Origin of the sequence: Sphingomonas sp. Leaf33 (genome assembly GCF_001421785.1) — a bacterium.
GTDB lineage: Bacteria > Pseudomonadota > Alphaproteobacteria > Sphingomonadales > Sphingomonadaceae > Sphingomonas.
Window position 1 is genome coordinate 1247073 of sequence record NZ_LMLB01000001.1, and the last position, 16545, is coordinate 1263617.

Below are 16545 nucleotides of genomic sequence, written 5' to 3' on the forward strand. Positions count from 1 at the left end.
TCAGCCCGCGATCCGAAGTCGTGTGAACAAGCATGAAGCCTTGCCCGGGTCCGACTTCGATGATGGGCCCGTCGGTGCTTTGATCCGCTAGCCGGTGCAGCAGCTCGCCGTGCCGCCCGTCGCCCGCGCCTCCTGGATCGGCGGGCACGGCACGTCGGCGAACGAGCAGTAGACGCAGCAGTCGCCGGCATTCGGCCGCAGCACTGCGCTGCAGCCCTTGCAGTCGTAGAAGAACTGGCACGCGTTGGTTGGCATCGTCTCGGTCTCGACGTGCCCACACTCCGGGCAGGTGATCGTCGACCTCGGCTCGATCGCCGTCGTGGCGATGGCGGCATCGCTCATCGCGCGGCGATCCGCGCCGGGTAGCCGACCTTGGTCGAGGCCGCCGCGATCGCGGTCGGGGTGGCTCGTGCCGGATCGTAGGTGACAGTCGCGACCTTGGTGGTGAAGTCGACGGTGACGCGGCTGACGCCGGGCACGCGGCTCATCGCCGTCTTCACGGCGATCGGGCAGGTCGGGCAGGTGAGATTGCCGACCTTGAAGCTGGTGCTGCGCTCGGGCGCGGCGACTGCGGCGGTCGGCAGCGTCAGGAGCGCCAGGGCTGAGATGAGGTGTCGGTTCATGGCGAATCCTAATAGAAGAGGGGTGCCCACCACCGGGTGGTGAGAGCGACGACGACGAGCGCGGCGCCGACCCAGAGCGCGATTCGCGTGGCCGTTCGGCGGCGGGGATCGGCGCAGGTGCCGTCGGCACACTCGATCGGCTGCCGATAGGCGTGCCACAGGCCCCCAGCGATTAGCCCCAGCGTCAGGACCGCGAATACCGGGGTGTAGGGCTCGAGCGCGGTCAGCTGGCCGATCCATGCGCCACTCACGCCGAGCAGGACTAGGGCGAGTGGAAGGACGCAGCACGACGAGGCCAACAGTGCGCCGGCGATGCCGCCTGCGGCCAGCCATCCGGCGCGGCGGTCGCTGGGCGTCGTTGGCTGGATCATTGCTGGTTCCGATGCGGGCATGGGATCGGTATAGGACCTGTAGTCACTACAGGTTCAAGGGCTATTTTCATGACGACGGGGCGATCGAGGAAGCGCGGTGACGTGGCTCGGCGGTTCGGGTGCAACATCGAGACGGTGCGGCACTACGAGAACATCGGCCTGCTCGAGGCCCCCGGACGGACGGCGTCGGGCCACCGGCTCTACTCGGCCGATGACGAGGCGCGGCTCGCGTTCATCCTGCGGGGCCGCCAGCTCGGCTTCTCGGTCGAGGAACTGCGCGGACTGCTTAGCCTTGGCGGTTCCGACCCGGCGGCCTGCGGCGAGGCCAACGCGCTCACCCAGCGGCATCTTGCCGACGTCCGTGCGAAGCTGCGCGACCTGGCCAGATTGGAGAGGACGCTGGTGACCATCTCAGGCCAGTGCGAGGCAGGCGGCGTGGGTCCGGGCTGCCCGATCCTCGACGCGCTTTCCGCCGGTCCGACGGGCCTATGACTCGTTCTGGATGATCCGCAGGAGCGTGCCGTCGGGATCGACGAGGGCACCGACGCGCCCGCCCCAATCCTCGGTCTTGGGCGCGTGCACGCGCGGTGCGCCGTGGCAGGCCTCGGGCACGCCGGCTGACAGGCACGCCGCGTAGAAGGCGTGAACGTCGTCGAGCCGCAGGCAGCAGCTGAACCACGACGTCACCGGATCGAGATCGGGGTGCGGGAAGAACTCGAGCGTGAGTGTGCCGCGGGTCAGGATCATCCAGCCGTCGTCCCGCCAACCCTCGACGAAGCCGAGGCCGGCATAGAAGCGCGACGTCGCATCGAGGTCGCGGGATGGCAGGTTCGGCGTCGCATGATCGGTCATCTTCGGCTCCCGCTTTTCCCGCAGCTCACCATATTCATGTTCGATCAGCAACCGTGCCGGGGGCTGGCACCGGCGCGCTGGACGCCGCCCCCGGGCCGGTTGCCGCTAGCCCACGATTCGCAGACGGGTGAACAGCATGAAGCTGGTCGGGTCCGAACCGTAGCGCGGCTGGATGTCTCGGGGCAGGTCGTACTTGCTCGCCAGTCCGCCCAGATCGAGCGCCACCTTTCCGATCGGGATCGAGTGATAGCCGCCCAGGCTGATCTTGCCGACGTTGAAGACGCGGCCCGCCAGCGGATCGCCGCCCTCGTCACCGAACAGCTCGTCCTTGTCCACGTTCTCCGCGCGGCCGAACACCGTCCAGCGGCCGAGCTGCACCGCGCTGTCGAGCAGGAAGGCGTCTGTCGTGTGACCGTGGTCGCCGCCCGATGGGTCGTTCCGACCCCAGGCGAACGTGGACTGCCAGTTGCGGTCGTCGCCGAGCGGCAGGTTCCATGTCACGGATGCGGACGTCCGGCGCACATTCTCATCGGGGTGCAGCCCCTCGGGGCTCTTCAGGAAACCATGGCTCACTTGCGCCGACAGGTTGGCGGTCGGGTTGACGGTCGCCCGGACCGACCAGCTGTCCATTCGCGGCCGCTCGATGTTCCAGCGGTTCTCGTCAGGCTCGCGGCCGGTGAAGATGGAGCCTTCGAGCTTCAGGCCCTTGTAGACGAGGCCCGCGGTGGCAACGCCGAACGTCACGTGCGTGCTGTCCAGCCAGTGGTGCGAGATCGGCGCCTCGGGGTTCGCCACGCCCGAGAAGCGGTGCATGTAGGTGGCGGGCCCGAGCGCCGGCTCGCCCGGAAGGCCGAGGTAGATGAAGCCCGACAGGTCGCGCCCCAGCGGGTGGCTGTAGGTGGCCGACAGCTCCATGAAGGCGTCGTGCGGATGCTGGCGGTCGACGAGCTCGGTGCGGCCGTCGGCGGTTTCGCCGGTGGCGAGCAGCAGCGGATAGCCGGACTTGCCCATGAGTGGATCAAGGCTGCCCATCGCCTTCAGCGTCAGGGTGCCGTCGCCGAGCTGGCGCTGACCCATGCCCATGAACATCGATGCGACGAACGTCTTGTCGTCGCCGCGCGGGCCGCCCTGCTTGTCGTAGACCAGCGTCGCGTAGCCGTGGATCATGGTCGACCAGTCGCCGCGTTTCCCCATGATCGCCCACATCGGCGAGCTGTCCGGCTGCCACGCGGTGCCCGAGGCGTCGCGCATCATGCTGTAGCCGCCGAGCATGCCCTTCATGCCGTGCATGTCCATGCCGGCGTGGGCCATGCCCGCCATCGAACCGTGGTCCATGGTGCTGCGGTCCATGGGTGTCGTGCTTGGGGCCGGCTCGTTCTGCGGCGCGGCGGATGCGATCGGCGCGGTGGGTGCCACCGTGCCGTGATCCATCGCGCCATGATCCATCGAGCTGTGGTCCGCTGGTGCAGTGTTCGGTCGGGCGGCCCCAATCGTCGCCGCAGGGGCACGGCGCTGTGGCCGGGTGGCGGGTGCCTGTGTCGGCCTGGCGGTTCTCGCCTTGGCCGGCTTGGCCTTGGCGGGTGCGGGCGCGTGATGCCCGTGTTGTCCCATGTCCATGCCCGGCATGGACTGGGCGTGGACGACGACGGGCGCGGATAGCGCCGTCGCCGCCAGCAGTGTTCTGATCAGCATCTCGTGTTCCAGTCGCGTGCGATCGGGACGCGCGACCGCTATCGCGTGTCGGTGCACGCGCGCGGTCGGCTTCGTCCTGGATCGGGTGATCGCCGGGGGAACGCGCAGGCGCTCCCCCGGGGTCGTTACTTGGCGGGGGCCGCCGGCATGTCGTGGCCGGCGTGGTCGCCGCCCTTCTTCATGTCCTTGCAGCAGTCGCCCTTGCCGTCTTTGCAACAGTCGGCGCCGTCCTTGCAGCACTCCATGCCCTTGCAGCAGTCGGCGGCCGCGTAGGCGGTGGCCGGGATGGCGAGCGCGAGCGCGCCGACGAGGATCGAGAGCTTCTTCATTTCGGGGTTCCTTGGATGCGTTGCCGTTCGGATGTGTTCGACGTCACGCGATCTTCGGAGGGGGCGGTGCGGGTCCGCCGGACAGGCCGGCTAGGCCGTCGTACAGCCCGGCTATCGGCGCGATCGCCACCAGCAAGGGCACGTTGGCCTTGGTCACGGCGGCGTCGGGTAGGGCGATGCACAGCGCGCACGCGGCTGCGTCGGCCTTGATGGGCTTGCCGGGCTTGGCCGGCATCTCGGCGCAGTGCGATTGCATCGCCATCGGCATCGCCGGGGTTGCCGCCATCGCCTCGCAGCCCGCGCCCATGCGCAGGACGAGCCCGACCGCGAGCAGCGCGAGCAGCAGGTGCCGGATGTCGGCAAGGTATCGGGGCAGGACGCGCGCCATGTCCACGTTCTAGGACCGCGACCCTGGATCGACAACCGCGCCGGTCACATCGCACCCGTGCCGGCCAGCATCCAAATGGCCATCGCAACCATCCCGACATTCTCGGTCAGGGAGACGAAGCCGAGTGGCACGTTCGACGAGCCACCGACGCAGGCGCACTTCAGCTCGCGCCGATCGACGTAGACGGCCTTGAAGACGGAGACGGCACCGACCGTGCCGATGAATAGCGCGATCGGGATCGACAGCCAGTTCAGCGCGCCGGCGGTCATCAGGATGCCGGCGATCCCCTCGGCGAACGGGTAGATGTAGCCGTAAGGAACCCATCGCTTCGCCAGCAGGTCGTAGTTGAGAAACATCGTCGAGAACTTCTCGACGTCCTGCAGCTTGAGCAGTGCCAGCGTCGCCATGCTGAAGCCACCGAACCACTGGAGCGCCTGGGCGGTGAACGGCGAGCCAAGCACGGCGTGGCTGGCAGCCATCGCCAGCAGCGCGGTCATGGCGAACAGGGCGGCGACCGGCCGGTAGCTGGTTGCGCCGGGCTCTGCGACGCGCAGGCCGAAGTGGCGGCGCAGTTCGTCGTAGCCGCCGATCCGCTCGCCCGCGATGGACACCTGCGGCGTCGTCTTGACGCCGTGCTCCGACTTGAACGCGTCTGTCTCGGTGCGCGTGGTGAGGTGGTGGTCCTCGACGTCGAAGCCTCGCCGCTTGAGCAGGTCGAGCGCCTTGAGCCCGTAGGGACAGGTGTGGTCGGCCATGACCATGCGGTGGAGGACGGCGGTGGGACTGTTCGACACGGGTGCGCTCCTAATTGCCGATGCCGGCACCCGACCCATATAGGGTCCGTAGCATAGTCCGGAGTCAAGGGCCGATGTCGAAGATGACGATCGCGAGGCTGGCGGATGCCGGTGGGGTGGGAGTGGAGACCGTCCGCTACTATCAGAAGCGTGGATTGATGACCGAGCCGGAGCGCCCCGGTGGCAGCGGGTTCCGCAGCTACGGTGCCGTCGACGTGAACCGTCTGCGGTTCATCCGTCAGGCGCAGGCGGCCGGCTTCACGTTGGAGGAGATCGGCGAGCTGCTGGCGCTGGACGCGACCGAGGATCGGACCCGTGCGCGTGATCTGGCGCGTTCGCGCATCGCCGCTCTGGACGCGCGAATTACGGAGATGAGGTCGGCGCGTCGGGCGTTGGCGCGGTTGGCCGATGAGTGCGGGTCCGGATCTGCCGGACCGTGTCCGATACTGACCGCCTTCGAGGCGGCGTGAGTATGCCGCGCCTTATGCGGCCATGCGCAGCCGCTCCGCGATGCGCGCGCGCACGACTGGGCTGGTCGGCCCGACGCCCCAGCGGGCGTCGACGTTGCCGACGTCGACACCCGTCTTGTCCGTCGCGGCCTTCAGGCAGGCGTTGCCGAATGCGACGACCTGGGCACGGGTCAGGACGAAGGTCACAGCGTGGCGGACGACGGTCGCGGGCATCGTCACGACGATGTGGCCGTGCACCGGCCGGACGGTGTAGCCGCGCCCGTTGTCCCAGTGGCGACCGTTATGGGCCTCGACGATGCCGTTGGCGAAGTCCCACGAGATGGAGCGGTCGCCGAACAACCCGTTCGCGCCGTCGACGTGCAGTTCGAGGCCATCGTCGTCGTAGTGGCTGACGTGGATCCTCGTGGCGACGGCCTTGCCTTCGCCGAGCGTGGCGTCGAGCGCGGCGGTGCCCCTGCCGGCGCCGAAGTGCTGCCGCGCGTAGTCGCGCGGGTCGATGCGGCCGATGTCGATGCCGTAGTCGAGCAGGCCGTCGGCGAGGTCGCGTGCGGTAGCGTTGGCCTGGCGGCCGTTCCAGCCCTGGATCTGGATGATCTCGTATGCCGCCTTGCCGATCCAGGATGCCTCGGTGATCGCCTTGCCCATGTTCGTCTCCGTCGCGATGGCGACCTTTTCCTCAAGGCCACCTTCATTCGACTGACACCGCTTTGATCTGTTGCACCTTCTTCACTATGTTAGGCGGGTGAACATCGGTCAGGCAGCCAAGGCGAGCGGCCTCTCGGAACGGATGATCCGGTATTTCGAGAAGCAGGGCCTCATCCCCGTGCCGGAGCGGCGCGACAGCGGCTATCGCTCGTATGGCGATGCCGATGTCCGCCGCATGCGGACGATCGCGCTGGCCCAGGACGTCGGATTCCCCACGCCGGTCATCGCGCAGCTCGTCACCATGATGGACCAGGCTCAGCGGGATAACCCCGACGCGGAGGCCGAGGCTATGGCCGAGCTCGACCGAAAGACCGAGGCGTTGCAGGAGCTGCGCGGACGAATACGGACCGTCGTCGACAGGGCCCGGTCCAGGCTGGACGCCCACGGGCCTGACATGGATTGGGGAGCGCCGACGGCGAACCTCGAAGAGGGACCGCTGCGTGGGCCAACCATCGTGACGGTCGGCCCGGAGCGGGACGGTCGGCGCCCAGGCGCGGCAGCTGCCCGGCGTGTGGTGCGAGAGCGGGACTTGACCACCGCCGATTAGCCCCGACATTAAACCTTGACACAATGTCAAGGTTTATGCGATGCGGTTCGGATGTCCTTCGAAGAGAGATCGATGCGCGAGCCACCAAGGTGGCATCGCTCGGCTGCGGCGATACGCGGCTGATCGCTCGCGGGGTCCGGTGGAAAACCGGACCTTAACGCCGTTCGGCGATGATGGTCCGCGACTCGCGCACCCGTCGCCACCGATTCGAAGGCCCTGACATGCAGAAGAGGAACCGCACGCAGACGCGTGCCGTGATGGAGAACCGCGCCCGGCAGGGCCGTGGTCGCGGCGAGGGCGTCGGCTACACGCCCTGGCTGTTCGTCCATGACGTCGCGTCGCGAGGTCGCTCGAGCCGTATCGCCAGCGGCGGCCGGGTGATCCACACGCTCTCCGACTGGGAGACCGCCGCGTATCGAGATTTCCAGTGGGATCCGGCGGTCGAGGACATCCAGGAGCAATACCCGCTGCCTATCGAGGACACGCTGCGGATCGCCGCGGAGATGCGGATCAGCCATCCTGCCGACGGCAGGCCGCGCGAGCCGATCGTCGTGACCAGCGACCTGGTCGTGACCCGGCGTGAGGACGGCAAGGCCGTCAGGCTTGCGCGTGCCATCAAGGAGAAGTCGGCGATCGACCTGGGCGCAGCGCGCAATCGCCGCGAGCGGGTGAAGATCGGTCGCACGTTGCAGAAGCTGGAGCTGGAGCGTCGCTACTGGGCCGAGCGGGGCGTCGACTGGTTCCTGCTGACCGACCAGCATCTGTCGAAGGTGCGCAAGGTCAACATCGAATTCATGCTCGGCGTTCGGCCCGATCCTGATCGACCGACCGGCCACTGGCGCACGGCGTGTGGGATCGTGCACGAGGCGATCGCCGGCGGCGGCCGCCGGACACTCGACGCCATCGCACGCGGGTTGGATGCCGACGGCACGCTTGCCCGCCGCGACTTTCCCACCTGCGTGCGTCTGCTGTGCGCCCGTCGCGCGCTGGCGTTCGACATGGATCGCAAGTTTGAGCTGTCACGGCCGGCGTCGGACTTCGTCGTTGCCGCTACGAATTCGGAGGCAGCGTGATGTTGGTCGGCCGGGACGTGATCCGATACGGCGGTGAGGAGCCCCGTCACTTCCGCGTGGTCTGGGCCGAGGGCGACGACGTCGTGCTGTTCGACCTGGACGCGCCCGACACGCGGCTCGTCCGCAGGCCGCGGGCCGAGGTGGTGGATGAGATCAGGGCGGGCGCCGAGCTGCTTCTCGACCATGCCTTCGACCGCCATCCGAACCCCGCCAAGCTGACGGAGGCTCAGATCAAGCGCCGTCGCAAGCTGTTCGGCTTGCTGCAGCCGTTGCTGGAACGGGTGCCGGACATCTTCGACGATCGGGTCCGGGGCCGTGCCATCGCGGATCTGGAACGCGAGGGCGTCGCATCCGCCAAGACGGTGCACAGCGCGTTCGACCGGTATTGGCGGTTCGGCATGAGCGAGAACGCGCTTACGCCCTCCTTCTCCCGGTGCGGTCGCGGCGACCGGACGCCTGGCGAGACGAAGCTCGGGCGGCGTCCCGGCGAGGGCAAGCCGCTGGGCGTGAACGTCACCAGGCAGATGGAGAAGATTTTCCAGAAGGGTCTCGACCGGTTCTACGTCGGCAACCGGAAGAACAGCCTGAAGGGCGCATACGAACTGACCATGACCGACTTCTTCGTCGACGAGGTGGTCGATCCCGTCACGGGCAAGAAGCAGTGGTTCCCCAGGATCGAGTTCGCGCAGTCGGGCTATCCCTCGTTCCGCCAGTTCCGCTACTGGTATGACAAGCATCCCGACATCCTTGGCATCCGCCGGAAGCGCGCGGGCGGATCGAAATACGACAAGGACATGCGCGGCATCGTCGGCACCGCCGTGGCGGGCCTGATGGGCGTCGGCAGCAGGTTCGAGATCGACTCGACGCCGCTCGACATCGGCTGCGTGTCGGAGATCAACCGAACGGTGCCGGTCAGCCGGCCGACTTTCTACCAGGTCACCGACGTCCTATCGAAGATGATCTGCGGGATCTACGTCGGCTTCGAGAACGCCTCGTGGCTGGCGGCGGGGCTGGCGGTTCGCAACGTCGTCGAGGACAAGGTCGAGTTCTGCGCCCGCTACGGCGTCGACATCGAGGCGGGCCAATGGCCGGTGCAGGGTCTGAACCCCGCGCGGTACATGGCGGATCGGGGCGAATTCGAGGGCTTCGACGCCACCGAGTTCGTGTCGAAGTCGACCGTCACCGTCGAGGTGGCGGCCCCCTACCGCGGTGACCAGAAGGGTTCGACCGAGAAGAAGTTCGACCAGTTCCACCGGCTGCTGCGCACGAAGCTCGACGGCATGATCGAGAAGCAGGTGCGGGAGCGGGGTGACGCCGACTACCGCCGCGACGCCATCCTCAACCTCAACGAGGTCACGGCCTGCGTGATCGAGGTCGCGATCTTCCTCAACAACCACAACAAGCTGGTGGACTATCCGCGCACGCGCGAGATGATCGCCGAGGGCGTTCCCGCCATCCCGGTCATGCTGTGGGACTGGTGCATCGACCGGGGCATGGACGAACTGACCCGCGCGTCGGTGTCCAAGGTGGAGTTCGCGCTGCTGCCCGTCGCGAACGCAACGGTCACGCCGATGGGCTACCGGTATCGCAACCTCTACTACAAGCCGGCCGGCCGCGAGCAGTGGAAGGTCTTCGATCGGGCGCGCCAGGATGGCGTGAAGGCGGCCCGCGTCTCCTACCACCCGCTGCGCACGACCAACATCTACCTGCACGAGGCCGGTGACGACGGGTCCGACTTCGTCGTGCTCGAACTGACCGACAGGTCCGTCGCCTATGCCGACGTATCGTTCGACGACGCGACGGCGCTCAAGAAGGCGGATGACGTCGACACGGCCAATCGACAGCAGGACCGGTTCGTCGGGCTGGCACGCCTGTCGAGCACCATCGGCGGGATCAACGCCTCCGCTAAGGCCGAGCGTAAGCGCCCCCTGACGGCCAGCCAGGCTCAGGGCCACAGGCCCAACAAGGTGGACGAGCGCGATCGCGAGCGGAGCCGCCGCGGCACCGGGCTGCCGACGACGTCGGTGGCCGCGAACGACGTCGAGCCCTTGGGCAAGGCGCTGGACGGCGGCGCGGCACCCTCGTCGAACGACCGCGATAACCGCATGAACGACTATCTGCCGTGAGGATCAGCCGATGACCGACGACTATGCCGGCAACCGCTACATCGAGGCACTGCCTCGCCCGTTGTCGCTGCACGACTGGGTGCTGGCGCTCAACTCGCTCCCGAGCCGCGACGAGGACGAGCGCGCCCTGCCGCATGAGGATCGATACCTGAAGATCCTCCGCCTGACCCGGTTCTTCCGGGCTGGCGCGAGGCAGGCCGAGTTCGCGCGCGGCGTGGACGCCGTCCTGCGCGAGGGGTATTTCGGACGCGACGGGTCGAACCGGTCGCACGAGGCGAGGCAGCACGATGTCGCCGCGGCCCTTGAGGCCGGGGACCTGCTCTCCCCCGGATCGCCGGTCGTCATCAGGAAGGCGGACAGCTCGTGCCTGATCGGTCTGCCCGGCATGGGCAAGACGCTGACGCTGGACCGCGTCCTTGGCCGATACCCGCAGGTCGTGCGGCACGACGACGGCGAGGTCCAGATCGTCTGGCTGAAGCTGGCGTGCCCGCCGCGCGGCTCGATTCGGGCGTTGTGCGCCGACTTCTTCATGGAGGTCGACGCGCTGCTGGGCCAGACGACCTACAAGACCCTCTTCGGCGGCGAGAACGCGTCGGAGGAATCGATGATGAGCCACATGGTCGTGGTGGCGAACCGCCACTCGATCGGCCTTCTGGTGGTTGATGAGATCCAGCACTTGGGCAAGGCCGGCGACGAGGAGCACCTGCTGATGACGTTCCTCACCACGCTGATCAACAAGATCGGCGTGCCGGTGCTTTTCGTGGGCACCATGTCGGCGGCGGAGCGGTTCGAGCGGACCGGTCGCATGGGCCGCCGGGCGATCGGCCTGGCGTCGGCCGAGTGGCCGCGGTTCGAACGGACAGACGGCCAGTGGCGCAAGTTCGTGCGCGAGCTGTGGGGTTACCAGTGGACGGCCGTGCCGACCCCGCTCGACGATGCTATGATCGACGCCCTTCATGACGAGACTCAGGGTGTGGTCGACCTGGTCGTGAAGCTGTGGATCGCGGTGCAGGTCCGCGTCATCGACGACAACAAGGCGAGCGGAGGAGATGAGCCCGAGATCATCACCGAGAAGGTGATCCGCGAGGCGGCGGCGAAGCACCTGGCCCCCATGCGCAAGCTGCTCGACGCGCTGAAGGGCGGCAAGCCCGGCGAGATCGCCAAGTTCGAGGACATCGTGCCGATGCAGCGCGCGTTCTGGAAGTCGCTGCGCGAGGCCGACGGTCCGCTGGCCGGGATCGATGCGGACGCTGACGCGCCGGGCAGGAGCGGTCCGGCGCACGTCGGCCAGAACGCCGCGATCGTCCGCGAGAACCTCGAGTGGCGCAAGCTCGACGAGGCCACGATCGCGGAGGTCATGCGTCAGGCCTCGGAGGCGTTGGGGCCGCCGGACAACCGCAACATGCCCGCCTATTTCGCCAAGGTCGATGACATCCTGACCGGCATGCAGGCGGCCGGCGCGAAGAAGAGGTCCAGGCCGCTGACGCCCGATGAGGTCGCGGCCACCTATGTCGACGGCGACCTTCGGCAGGTGGCGGCACGGGCGCATGCCGCCCGCGAGAACGTGCCCGGCGCGATCTCTGACTCCGGTAGCGGCATCGCGGCCGCCGCCTGACGCGCCATGCTGTGCCACCTGCCTGACCGCCGCGAGCAGGAACTGCTCTACAGCGTGGTGGCGCGATGCGGACGCTACCTGCAGGCGCCCGAAGCGGGTCCATTCATGCGCGAGCTGCTGGGTCGGCGCTGGGCGATCGCGGGGGTGGGTCTTCCCGGCCACCTCGCCACGCTCGTGCGCGACCAGCCCGACCATGCCCGTGACGCTGCCGTCGACCGGCTGATCGACGATGCGACCCTGTTCTCCTTCCACACGGCGTTCATGCCCATCGAGGTTAGGTCGCAGGTCCGTGAAGCGATGCGGGGCGATGTAAGCGGGATCTACACCAAGCTGGGTCTCGCCGCGTTCAAGGTCCGGCCGCCGCAGCGGTTGCGGTTTTGTCCTGACTGCCTGGACGCGATGGAGGCCGACTTCGGCGATGCGTGGTGGCGGCGTGACCATCAGCTCCCCGGCGTCCCGGTCTGCTCCGTTCATGGCACGGTGCTGCGGATCAGCGATGTCGATCCAGGCGATGGCAACCGGCATTCGTTCGTGGCCGCGTCGCGGGTGGTCTGTCGTGGCGATGCCGACCTCGCCATCGGTTCGGCTTCCGATGCGGATCTGTCTCGGCTCCTCGAGCTGGCTACGCTTGCGTCGGCGCTGCTGGACGCACCGCCCGCTGCGTTGGACCATGCCGATCGCGCCAAGGCGTTTCGTGCCCGCCTCACCGAAGCCGGCCTGATGCGCTCCGCGCGAAAGGTCGACCACCCTGCGCTGTTCGACGCTTTCATGGCCCGCTGGGGCGGGGTGCCGGATCTGATCCCGGGTCTGGAGCTGGGCGAAGACCGCGAGCGCTCCTGGCTCGCCGCGATGGTTCGGACCGGCCGTCGCGCGGCACATCCGCACCAGCACCTGATGCTGTCGGCGATGTTGGACGGGCAGGGATCCAGGCGTGCGGATCGTCCCTTCGGCACCGGCCCGTGGCCGTGCCGCAACCCTGCCGCCGACCACCATGGCTGCGAGGTGATCCGCGACGTCGTCGTCCGCAGCGACCGGGGAACCCTCTACGGCGACTTCGCATGCGCGTGCGGCTACCTCTACACGATCGCCCGACGACCGGACGGAACGGTCGGCGAACCCAGGTTTCGCCGCTTCGGTCCGCTGCTCGCGCCCGCCCTGTGCGGTGCCCTCAAGCGGGGCGGCACGTTGCGTGGCACGGCGCGTGCCTTGGGGCTCGACCCGAAGACCTTGATGCGGGAAGCGGCGATGGCTGGTGTCGTGGTGCCGTGGAACGCCATGCCGTCCGGCGTCGTGCCGGCTCAGAAGAATGTCGCCGCCGTGACGGTCAAAGCGCGACGCGTCAGGGGGCGGGCGCGCGCGAAGCGGAACTGGTTCTCGATCGACACGCGTCTGGCGCGGTCGGCCCGTCAGGCGGCGCACGTGGTCGCCGCCGAGATGCCGCCCGTGCGTGTCACCTTCGCCGAGATGGAACGGCGCATCTCGAAGCGCGACTGGGTGGCCAAGCGCAGGGCGAAGCTGCCCCAGACGGTCGAGGTTCTCCGCGGTGCGGTGGAAGGGACCGACGCTTTCCGGCGTCGACGGCTCGACTGGCAGGTGGCCGAGGCGGTGAGGACGGGTGACCTGCGTGCCTGCGAGGTGCTGCGGGCGGCAGGTCTGCCGATGGGTTGGTTGCCGGCGGTGCGTGATGCGATCTCGTCGCTGCGGGACCGTGGCAGGGTTGCCGCGTGATACCGGCAGAGGTGATCACTAGGCCGCGTGCCGACGAGACGCTCTACTCGGCGATGGCCCGCGCTTCCCGCTATCTGGGCACGCCGCGTCCGCGCCTGCTGCATGAGGCGCTCTTCGGTGCTGATCTCGCGTTGTTCGACGACCTGCCGGCAGGCCTTGATCGCGTGATGGCATCCGGCGTGTTCGGCCCGTGCGACGACGGCGGCGCGGGCCGCGAGTGGACGCTGATCCAATACTACGCGCACTATACGGAGCCCGCCCTCGCGCGTGTCGCTGCCCGCGCCATGGCGGGGGAGGGTCGTCGTCCGCACGCGGTGTTGGGCAGCCGGTGGTCGGCGGCTCCACCGCCTGGTCGGCTGCGCTTCTGCTCCGCCTGTTGCGCCGCGATGCTGGGTCGTCATGATGATTTGTGGTGGCGCCGCGTCCATCAGCTGCCATCCGTGATGGTGTGCCCGGACCATGCGGTGCCGCTGCGCTTCTCCACGGTCGAACCAGCGGACCGTCGCAAGCGCTACGTGGCGGCCATACCCGGCACTTGCCCACCCGACGGCGCGCAGGTGGTCGAGGGCCGGGAGCCATGGGTCATGGCAACCCTTCTCGATCTCGCGCGGCAGAGCGAGTCGGTGCTGAACGATTGCGGGGAGACGCATCCCGACGACAGGCGGGAGGCCTACCTTCAGGGCTTGGACGGGCTGGGGCTGCTGAACAGGATCGGTGAGGCGAACCTGCCCGGCATCGCCAAGGCAATGGACGGACGCTGGGGTGAATCGCTCGACCTATGGCCGCGACTGAGGCGCGACGGTCGATGCGAGCAGGGATGGCTCGCGACGCTGCTCACCGGCGAGCATGTCAGTCCGCCGCTCCACCATCTCCTGCTGGAGGGCCTGCTCTCCGCACGGTATGGGCGGCGTTGACGAGCTTCCCACGGAAGTCTCTATTGTCGCAGGCGCTAACCTTCTGCGGTGCGGATCGCGGATGCGCATTCAGGGGGCAGGTTTGCCGGAAAACTTAGATGTCATTCAACCCCGGTCGGCACCCACCCCGACGAGAGGGAGTGGCGGAGAATTACATTGTCAGGCTACAGACCGGCGCCCCCGCTCAGCCTTCGATGCGGTTGCCGCCGAGGTCCGCCGTTTCGGCCAGGCACTGGCGCGCGCGGCCGAGCAGGGTGACGCCCGATTCGGCGCGGCCCGCCAGCACTGCGGCCGAAGCGGTCACCGTGCCGATGAATTCGCCGCTGTCGCGCAACCGCAGGCGCCGGGCGGACAGCGCATCGAGGGCCTCGCGCACCCGGTCGCGGACGACCGACACCGCGGTGTCGCGCACGACGATCACGAATTCGTTGCCGCTCCACCGGATCAGCTCTTGCCCGGCAAAGGTCTGGCGAAGTGTCGAGACGAGCGCGCTCAGCACATTGTTGCCGACCGACTGTCCATAACGGTCGTTGATCGCGATCAGGTCGTCGAGCTGGATCAGGACCAGCGCGACGCCGCGGTCGTCGTCGGCCAACTGCGCCAGCATCGCTTCCGCGCCGCGACGGGTCAGCGCATCGGTCATCGTGTCGATAACCGGGTCGGCCAGCCGGTCGGACGCGCCGCCGTGCGAGCCATCGGCGTCGTCGCGTGCCGCCGCGACCCGCTGGCGCAGAGCCGAGATTTCGCCGCGCATGTCGGCCAGGTCGCGCTCGGCCTGGGTCAGACGGCTGGAAAAGATATCGGCGGTGTCCGGCCAGCCGGCCCGGTCAGCCGCGAAATCGCCGACGTCGCGGCCGAGCGCCGCGGTCAGGTCATGCGCATCGGAAGCAAGCGTGCTGAGCTGCGCGCTCTGTTCGGATACCGCGAGCGCCCGCGCGCCGATCGACGCATCGGCATCCCCGTCCAGATGCCGCTCGACCAGCCCTGCGACCTGTTCGCTGGTCAGCCGCAGGCCGCCATCGGTCAGTACGGCGATCTGCCGCCCGAGCGCTCCACCGGGATCGGTGCGATAACGCAGCGCCAGGTCGAAATGCACCGGCGACGGATCGATCTGGTGTCGCTCCAGGAAATCGAGTGCCGCCCGCGCCCGTTCGAAAGCCGCTTTCATGTCCGTCCTGCCCGTCACCCTTGGGCACGCTTGATCCCTCATGGCGGGCCACCGGACAAGCGACTTCTCGCGGGTGACGTTCGCCGCCCCCAAGCAATTGTTTGCGGCAAGGCCGCTCGCCGTGGCTAGATAGGCGCCACCATGTCCCGCCTGACCCATCTCGACGCGCTCGAAGCCGAATCGATCCACATCCTGCGCGAAGTCGTCGCCGAGGCCGAAAATCCGGTGATGCTCTATTCGATCGGCAAGGATTCGGCGGTGATGCTGCATCTGGCGCGCAAGGCCTTTTACCCCGCGCCGCCGCCGTTTCCGCTGCTCCATGTCGATACGACCTGGAAATTCCGCGCGATGTACGAACTGCGCGATCGCGCGGCCGCTGCGGCGGGAATGCGACTGCTGGTCCACCGCAATCCGGAGGCGGAGGCGCGCGGGATCAATCCGTTCGACCACGGCAGCGTGCACACCGACCTGTGGAAGACCGAGGGGCTGAAGCAGGCGCTGACGCTCCACGGGTTCGACGCGGCATTCGGCGGCGCGCGGCGCGACGAGGAGAAGAGCCGCGCGAAGGAACGCGTGTTCAGCTTCCGCTCGGCCGCGCACCGCTGGGACCCCAAGGCGCAGCGGCCGGAGCTCTGGCGGCTGTACAATGCGCGCAAGGCCAAGGGGGAAAGCATCCGCGTCTTCCCGATCAGCAACTGGACCGAACTCGACATCTGGCAGTACATCCTGCGCGAGGGGATCGAGATCGTGCCCCTCTATTTCGCCGCTCCGCGCCTGACCGTGGAGCGTGACGGGATGCTGCTGATGGTCGACGACGATCGCTTCCGGCTGGCGCCGGGCGAGGTGCCGGTCGACCGCTCGATCCGCTTCCGCACGCTCGGCTGCTATCCGCTGACCGGCGCGGTCGAGAGCGAAGCGACGACATTGTTTGAGGTCATCCAGGAAATGCTGCTGACGACGACCTCCGAGCGGCAGGGGCGCGCGATCGACCACGATCAGGCGGCGAGCATGGAGAAGAAGAAGGCGGAGGGGTATTTCTGATGAGCGGTCTCAACATCCTCCCCGGCACGGGGAGGTGGCAGCGCGAAGCGCTGACGGAGGGGGCTCTCCTCTTGCGACATCCGTCGCGGCCCGCCCCCCCCCCCCCCCC

Annotated in this window: 19 protein-coding genes; 9 read left to right on the plus strand and 10 right to left on the minus strand. The window is 68.2% G+C overall.

The window, feature by feature from the left end; genetic code table 11:
• Window positions 1–87: 87 nt before the first annotated feature.
• Genes ASE86_RS06245 through ASE86_RS06255 form a run of 3 tightly spaced genes read right to left on the minus strand, consistent with a single transcriptional unit; the run spans window position 88 to window position 994 of the window.
• The gene (locus tag ASE86_RS06245; protein WP_200911491.1) at window positions 88–342 is read right to left on the minus strand and encodes a GDCCVxC domain-containing (seleno)protein; all 255 of its coding nucleotides are present in this window, start codon (window positions 340–342) and stop codon (window positions 88–90) included.
• Window positions 339–623, minus strand: a complete 285-nt coding sequence (locus ASE86_RS06250; protein ID WP_056423726.1) for a heavy-metal-associated domain-containing protein — start codon at window positions 621–623, stop codon at window positions 339–341. Before ASE86_RS06250 ends, ASE86_RS06245 begins: the two co-directional genes overlap by 4 nt.
• 8 nt (window positions 624–631) lie before the next feature.
• Window positions 632–994: a mercuric transporter MerT family protein gene (locus ASE86_RS06255; protein ID WP_200911492.1), complete on the minus strand. Its 363-nt coding sequence runs from the start codon at window positions 992–994 to the stop codon at window positions 632–634.
• Between the two features lie 102 nt (window positions 995–1096).
• Here ASE86_RS06255 and ASE86_RS06260 point away from each other — a divergent pair, with 102 nt between their 5' ends.
• Complete coding sequence (locus ASE86_RS06260) at window positions 1097–1486, plus strand: MerR family transcriptional regulator (RefSeq protein ID WP_235524003.1); 390 nt, start codon at window positions 1097–1099, stop codon at window positions 1484–1486.
• On the opposite strand, the gene ASE86_RS06265 is transcribed toward ASE86_RS06260, so the two are convergent.
• The 5 genes from ASE86_RS06265 to ASE86_RS06285 form a co-directional block, all read right to left on the minus strand.
• On the minus strand, window positions 1481–1846 hold the full coding sequence (locus tag ASE86_RS06265) for a bleomycin resistance protein (protein ID WP_056426709.1): 366 nt from the start codon (window positions 1844–1846) through the stop codon (window positions 1481–1483). The two genes, ASE86_RS06260 and ASE86_RS06265, sit on opposite strands and share 6 nt — an antisense overlap.
• Window positions 1847–1951: 105 nt before the next feature.
• On the minus strand, window positions 1952–3538 hold the full coding sequence (locus ASE86_RS06270; protein WP_156347042.1) for a hypothetical protein: 1587 nt from the start codon (window positions 3536–3538) through the stop codon (window positions 1952–1954).
• A 125-nt stretch (window positions 3539–3663) separates the two neighbouring features.
• Entirely contained in the window at window positions 3664–3867 is a 204-nt protein-coding gene (locus ASE86_RS06275; RefSeq protein ID WP_056423733.1) for a hypothetical protein, read from the minus strand.
• 43 nt (window positions 3868–3910) lie between these two features.
• Window positions 3911–4255 carry a hypothetical protein gene (locus tag ASE86_RS06280; RefSeq protein ID WP_056423735.1) on the minus strand — a complete coding sequence of 115 codons (345 nt, stop codon included), beginning with the start codon at window positions 4253–4255 and terminating at the stop codon, window positions 3911–3913.
• 44 nt (window positions 4256–4299) lie between these two features.
• Window positions 4300–5088: a MauE/DoxX family redox-associated membrane protein gene (locus ASE86_RS06285; RefSeq protein WP_056423737.1), complete on the minus strand. Its 789-nt coding sequence runs from the start codon at window positions 5086–5088 to the stop codon at window positions 4300–4302.
• Between the two features lie 35 nt (window positions 5089–5123).
• Here ASE86_RS06285 and ASE86_RS06290 point away from each other — a divergent pair, with 35 nt between their 5' ends.
• Window positions 5124–5519 carry a MerR family transcriptional regulator gene (locus ASE86_RS06290; RefSeq protein WP_056423739.1) on the plus strand — a complete coding sequence of 132 codons (396 nt, stop codon included), beginning with the start codon at window positions 5124–5126 and terminating at the stop codon, window positions 5517–5519.
• 12 nt (window positions 5520–5531) lie between these two features.
• On the opposite strand, the gene ASE86_RS06295 is transcribed toward ASE86_RS06290, so the two are convergent.
• Window positions 5532–6164, minus strand: a complete 633-nt coding sequence (locus ASE86_RS06295; protein WP_056423741.1) for a hypothetical protein — start codon at window positions 6162–6164, stop codon at window positions 5532–5534.
• Window positions 6165–6261: 97 nt separating this feature from the next.
• Between ASE86_RS06295 and ASE86_RS06300 the strand changes: the two genes are divergently transcribed.
• The 6 genes from ASE86_RS06300 (at window position 6262) to ASE86_RS06325 (ending at window position 14227) form a co-directional block, all read left to right on the plus strand.
• A complete protein-coding gene (locus ASE86_RS06300; protein ID WP_056423743.1) occupies window positions 6262–6771 on the plus strand; it encodes a MerR family transcriptional regulator in 510 nt (169 codons plus the stop codon).
• Between the two features lie 221 nt (window positions 6772–6992).
• Window positions 6993–7844 carry a TnsA endonuclease N-terminal domain-containing protein gene (locus ASE86_RS06305; RefSeq protein WP_162233313.1) on the plus strand — a complete coding sequence of 284 codons (852 nt, stop codon included), beginning with the start codon at window positions 6993–6995 and terminating at the stop codon, window positions 7842–7844.
• Window positions 7844–9970: a hypothetical protein gene (locus ASE86_RS06310; protein WP_056423747.1), complete on the plus strand. Its 2127-nt coding sequence runs from the start codon at window positions 7844–7846 to the stop codon at window positions 9968–9970. Before ASE86_RS06305 ends, ASE86_RS06310 begins: the two co-directional genes overlap by 1 nt.
• A gap of 10 nt (window positions 9971–9980) precedes the next feature.
• A complete protein-coding gene (locus ASE86_RS06315) occupies window positions 9981–11585 on the plus strand; it encodes an ATP-binding protein (protein WP_056423749.1) in 1605 nt (534 codons plus the stop codon).
• A gap of 6 nt (window positions 11586–11591) precedes the next feature.
• Window positions 11592–13313 (plus strand): TnsD family Tn7-like transposition protein, encoded by a 1722-nt coding sequence (locus ASE86_RS06320; RefSeq protein WP_056423750.1) that lies wholly within the window; start codon window positions 11592–11594, stop codon window positions 13311–13313.
• Between the two features lie 11 nt (window positions 13314–13324).
• The gene (locus tag ASE86_RS06325) at window positions 13325–14227 is read left to right on the plus strand and encodes a TniQ family protein (protein ID WP_156347043.1); all 903 of its coding nucleotides are present in this window, start codon (window positions 13325–13327) and stop codon (window positions 14225–14227) included.
• A gap of 184 nt (window positions 14228–14411) precedes the next feature.
• Here the strand turns inward: ASE86_RS06325 and ASE86_RS06330 are convergent, their stop codons facing one another.
• Window positions 14412–15395, minus strand: coding sequence for a diguanylate cyclase domain-containing protein (locus ASE86_RS06330; protein WP_056423754.1), 984 nt, complete (start codon window positions 15393–15395; stop codon window positions 14412–14414).
• Window positions 15396–15536: 141 nt separating this feature from the next.
• On the opposite strand from ASE86_RS06330, the gene cysD reads away from it, so the two are divergent.
• Window positions 15537–16436: a sulfate adenylyltransferase subunit CysD gene (gene cysD, locus ASE86_RS06335; protein WP_056423755.1), complete on the plus strand. Its 900-nt coding sequence runs from the start codon at window positions 15537–15539 to the stop codon at window positions 16434–16436.
• Window positions 16437–16545: the final 109 nt, after the last annotated feature.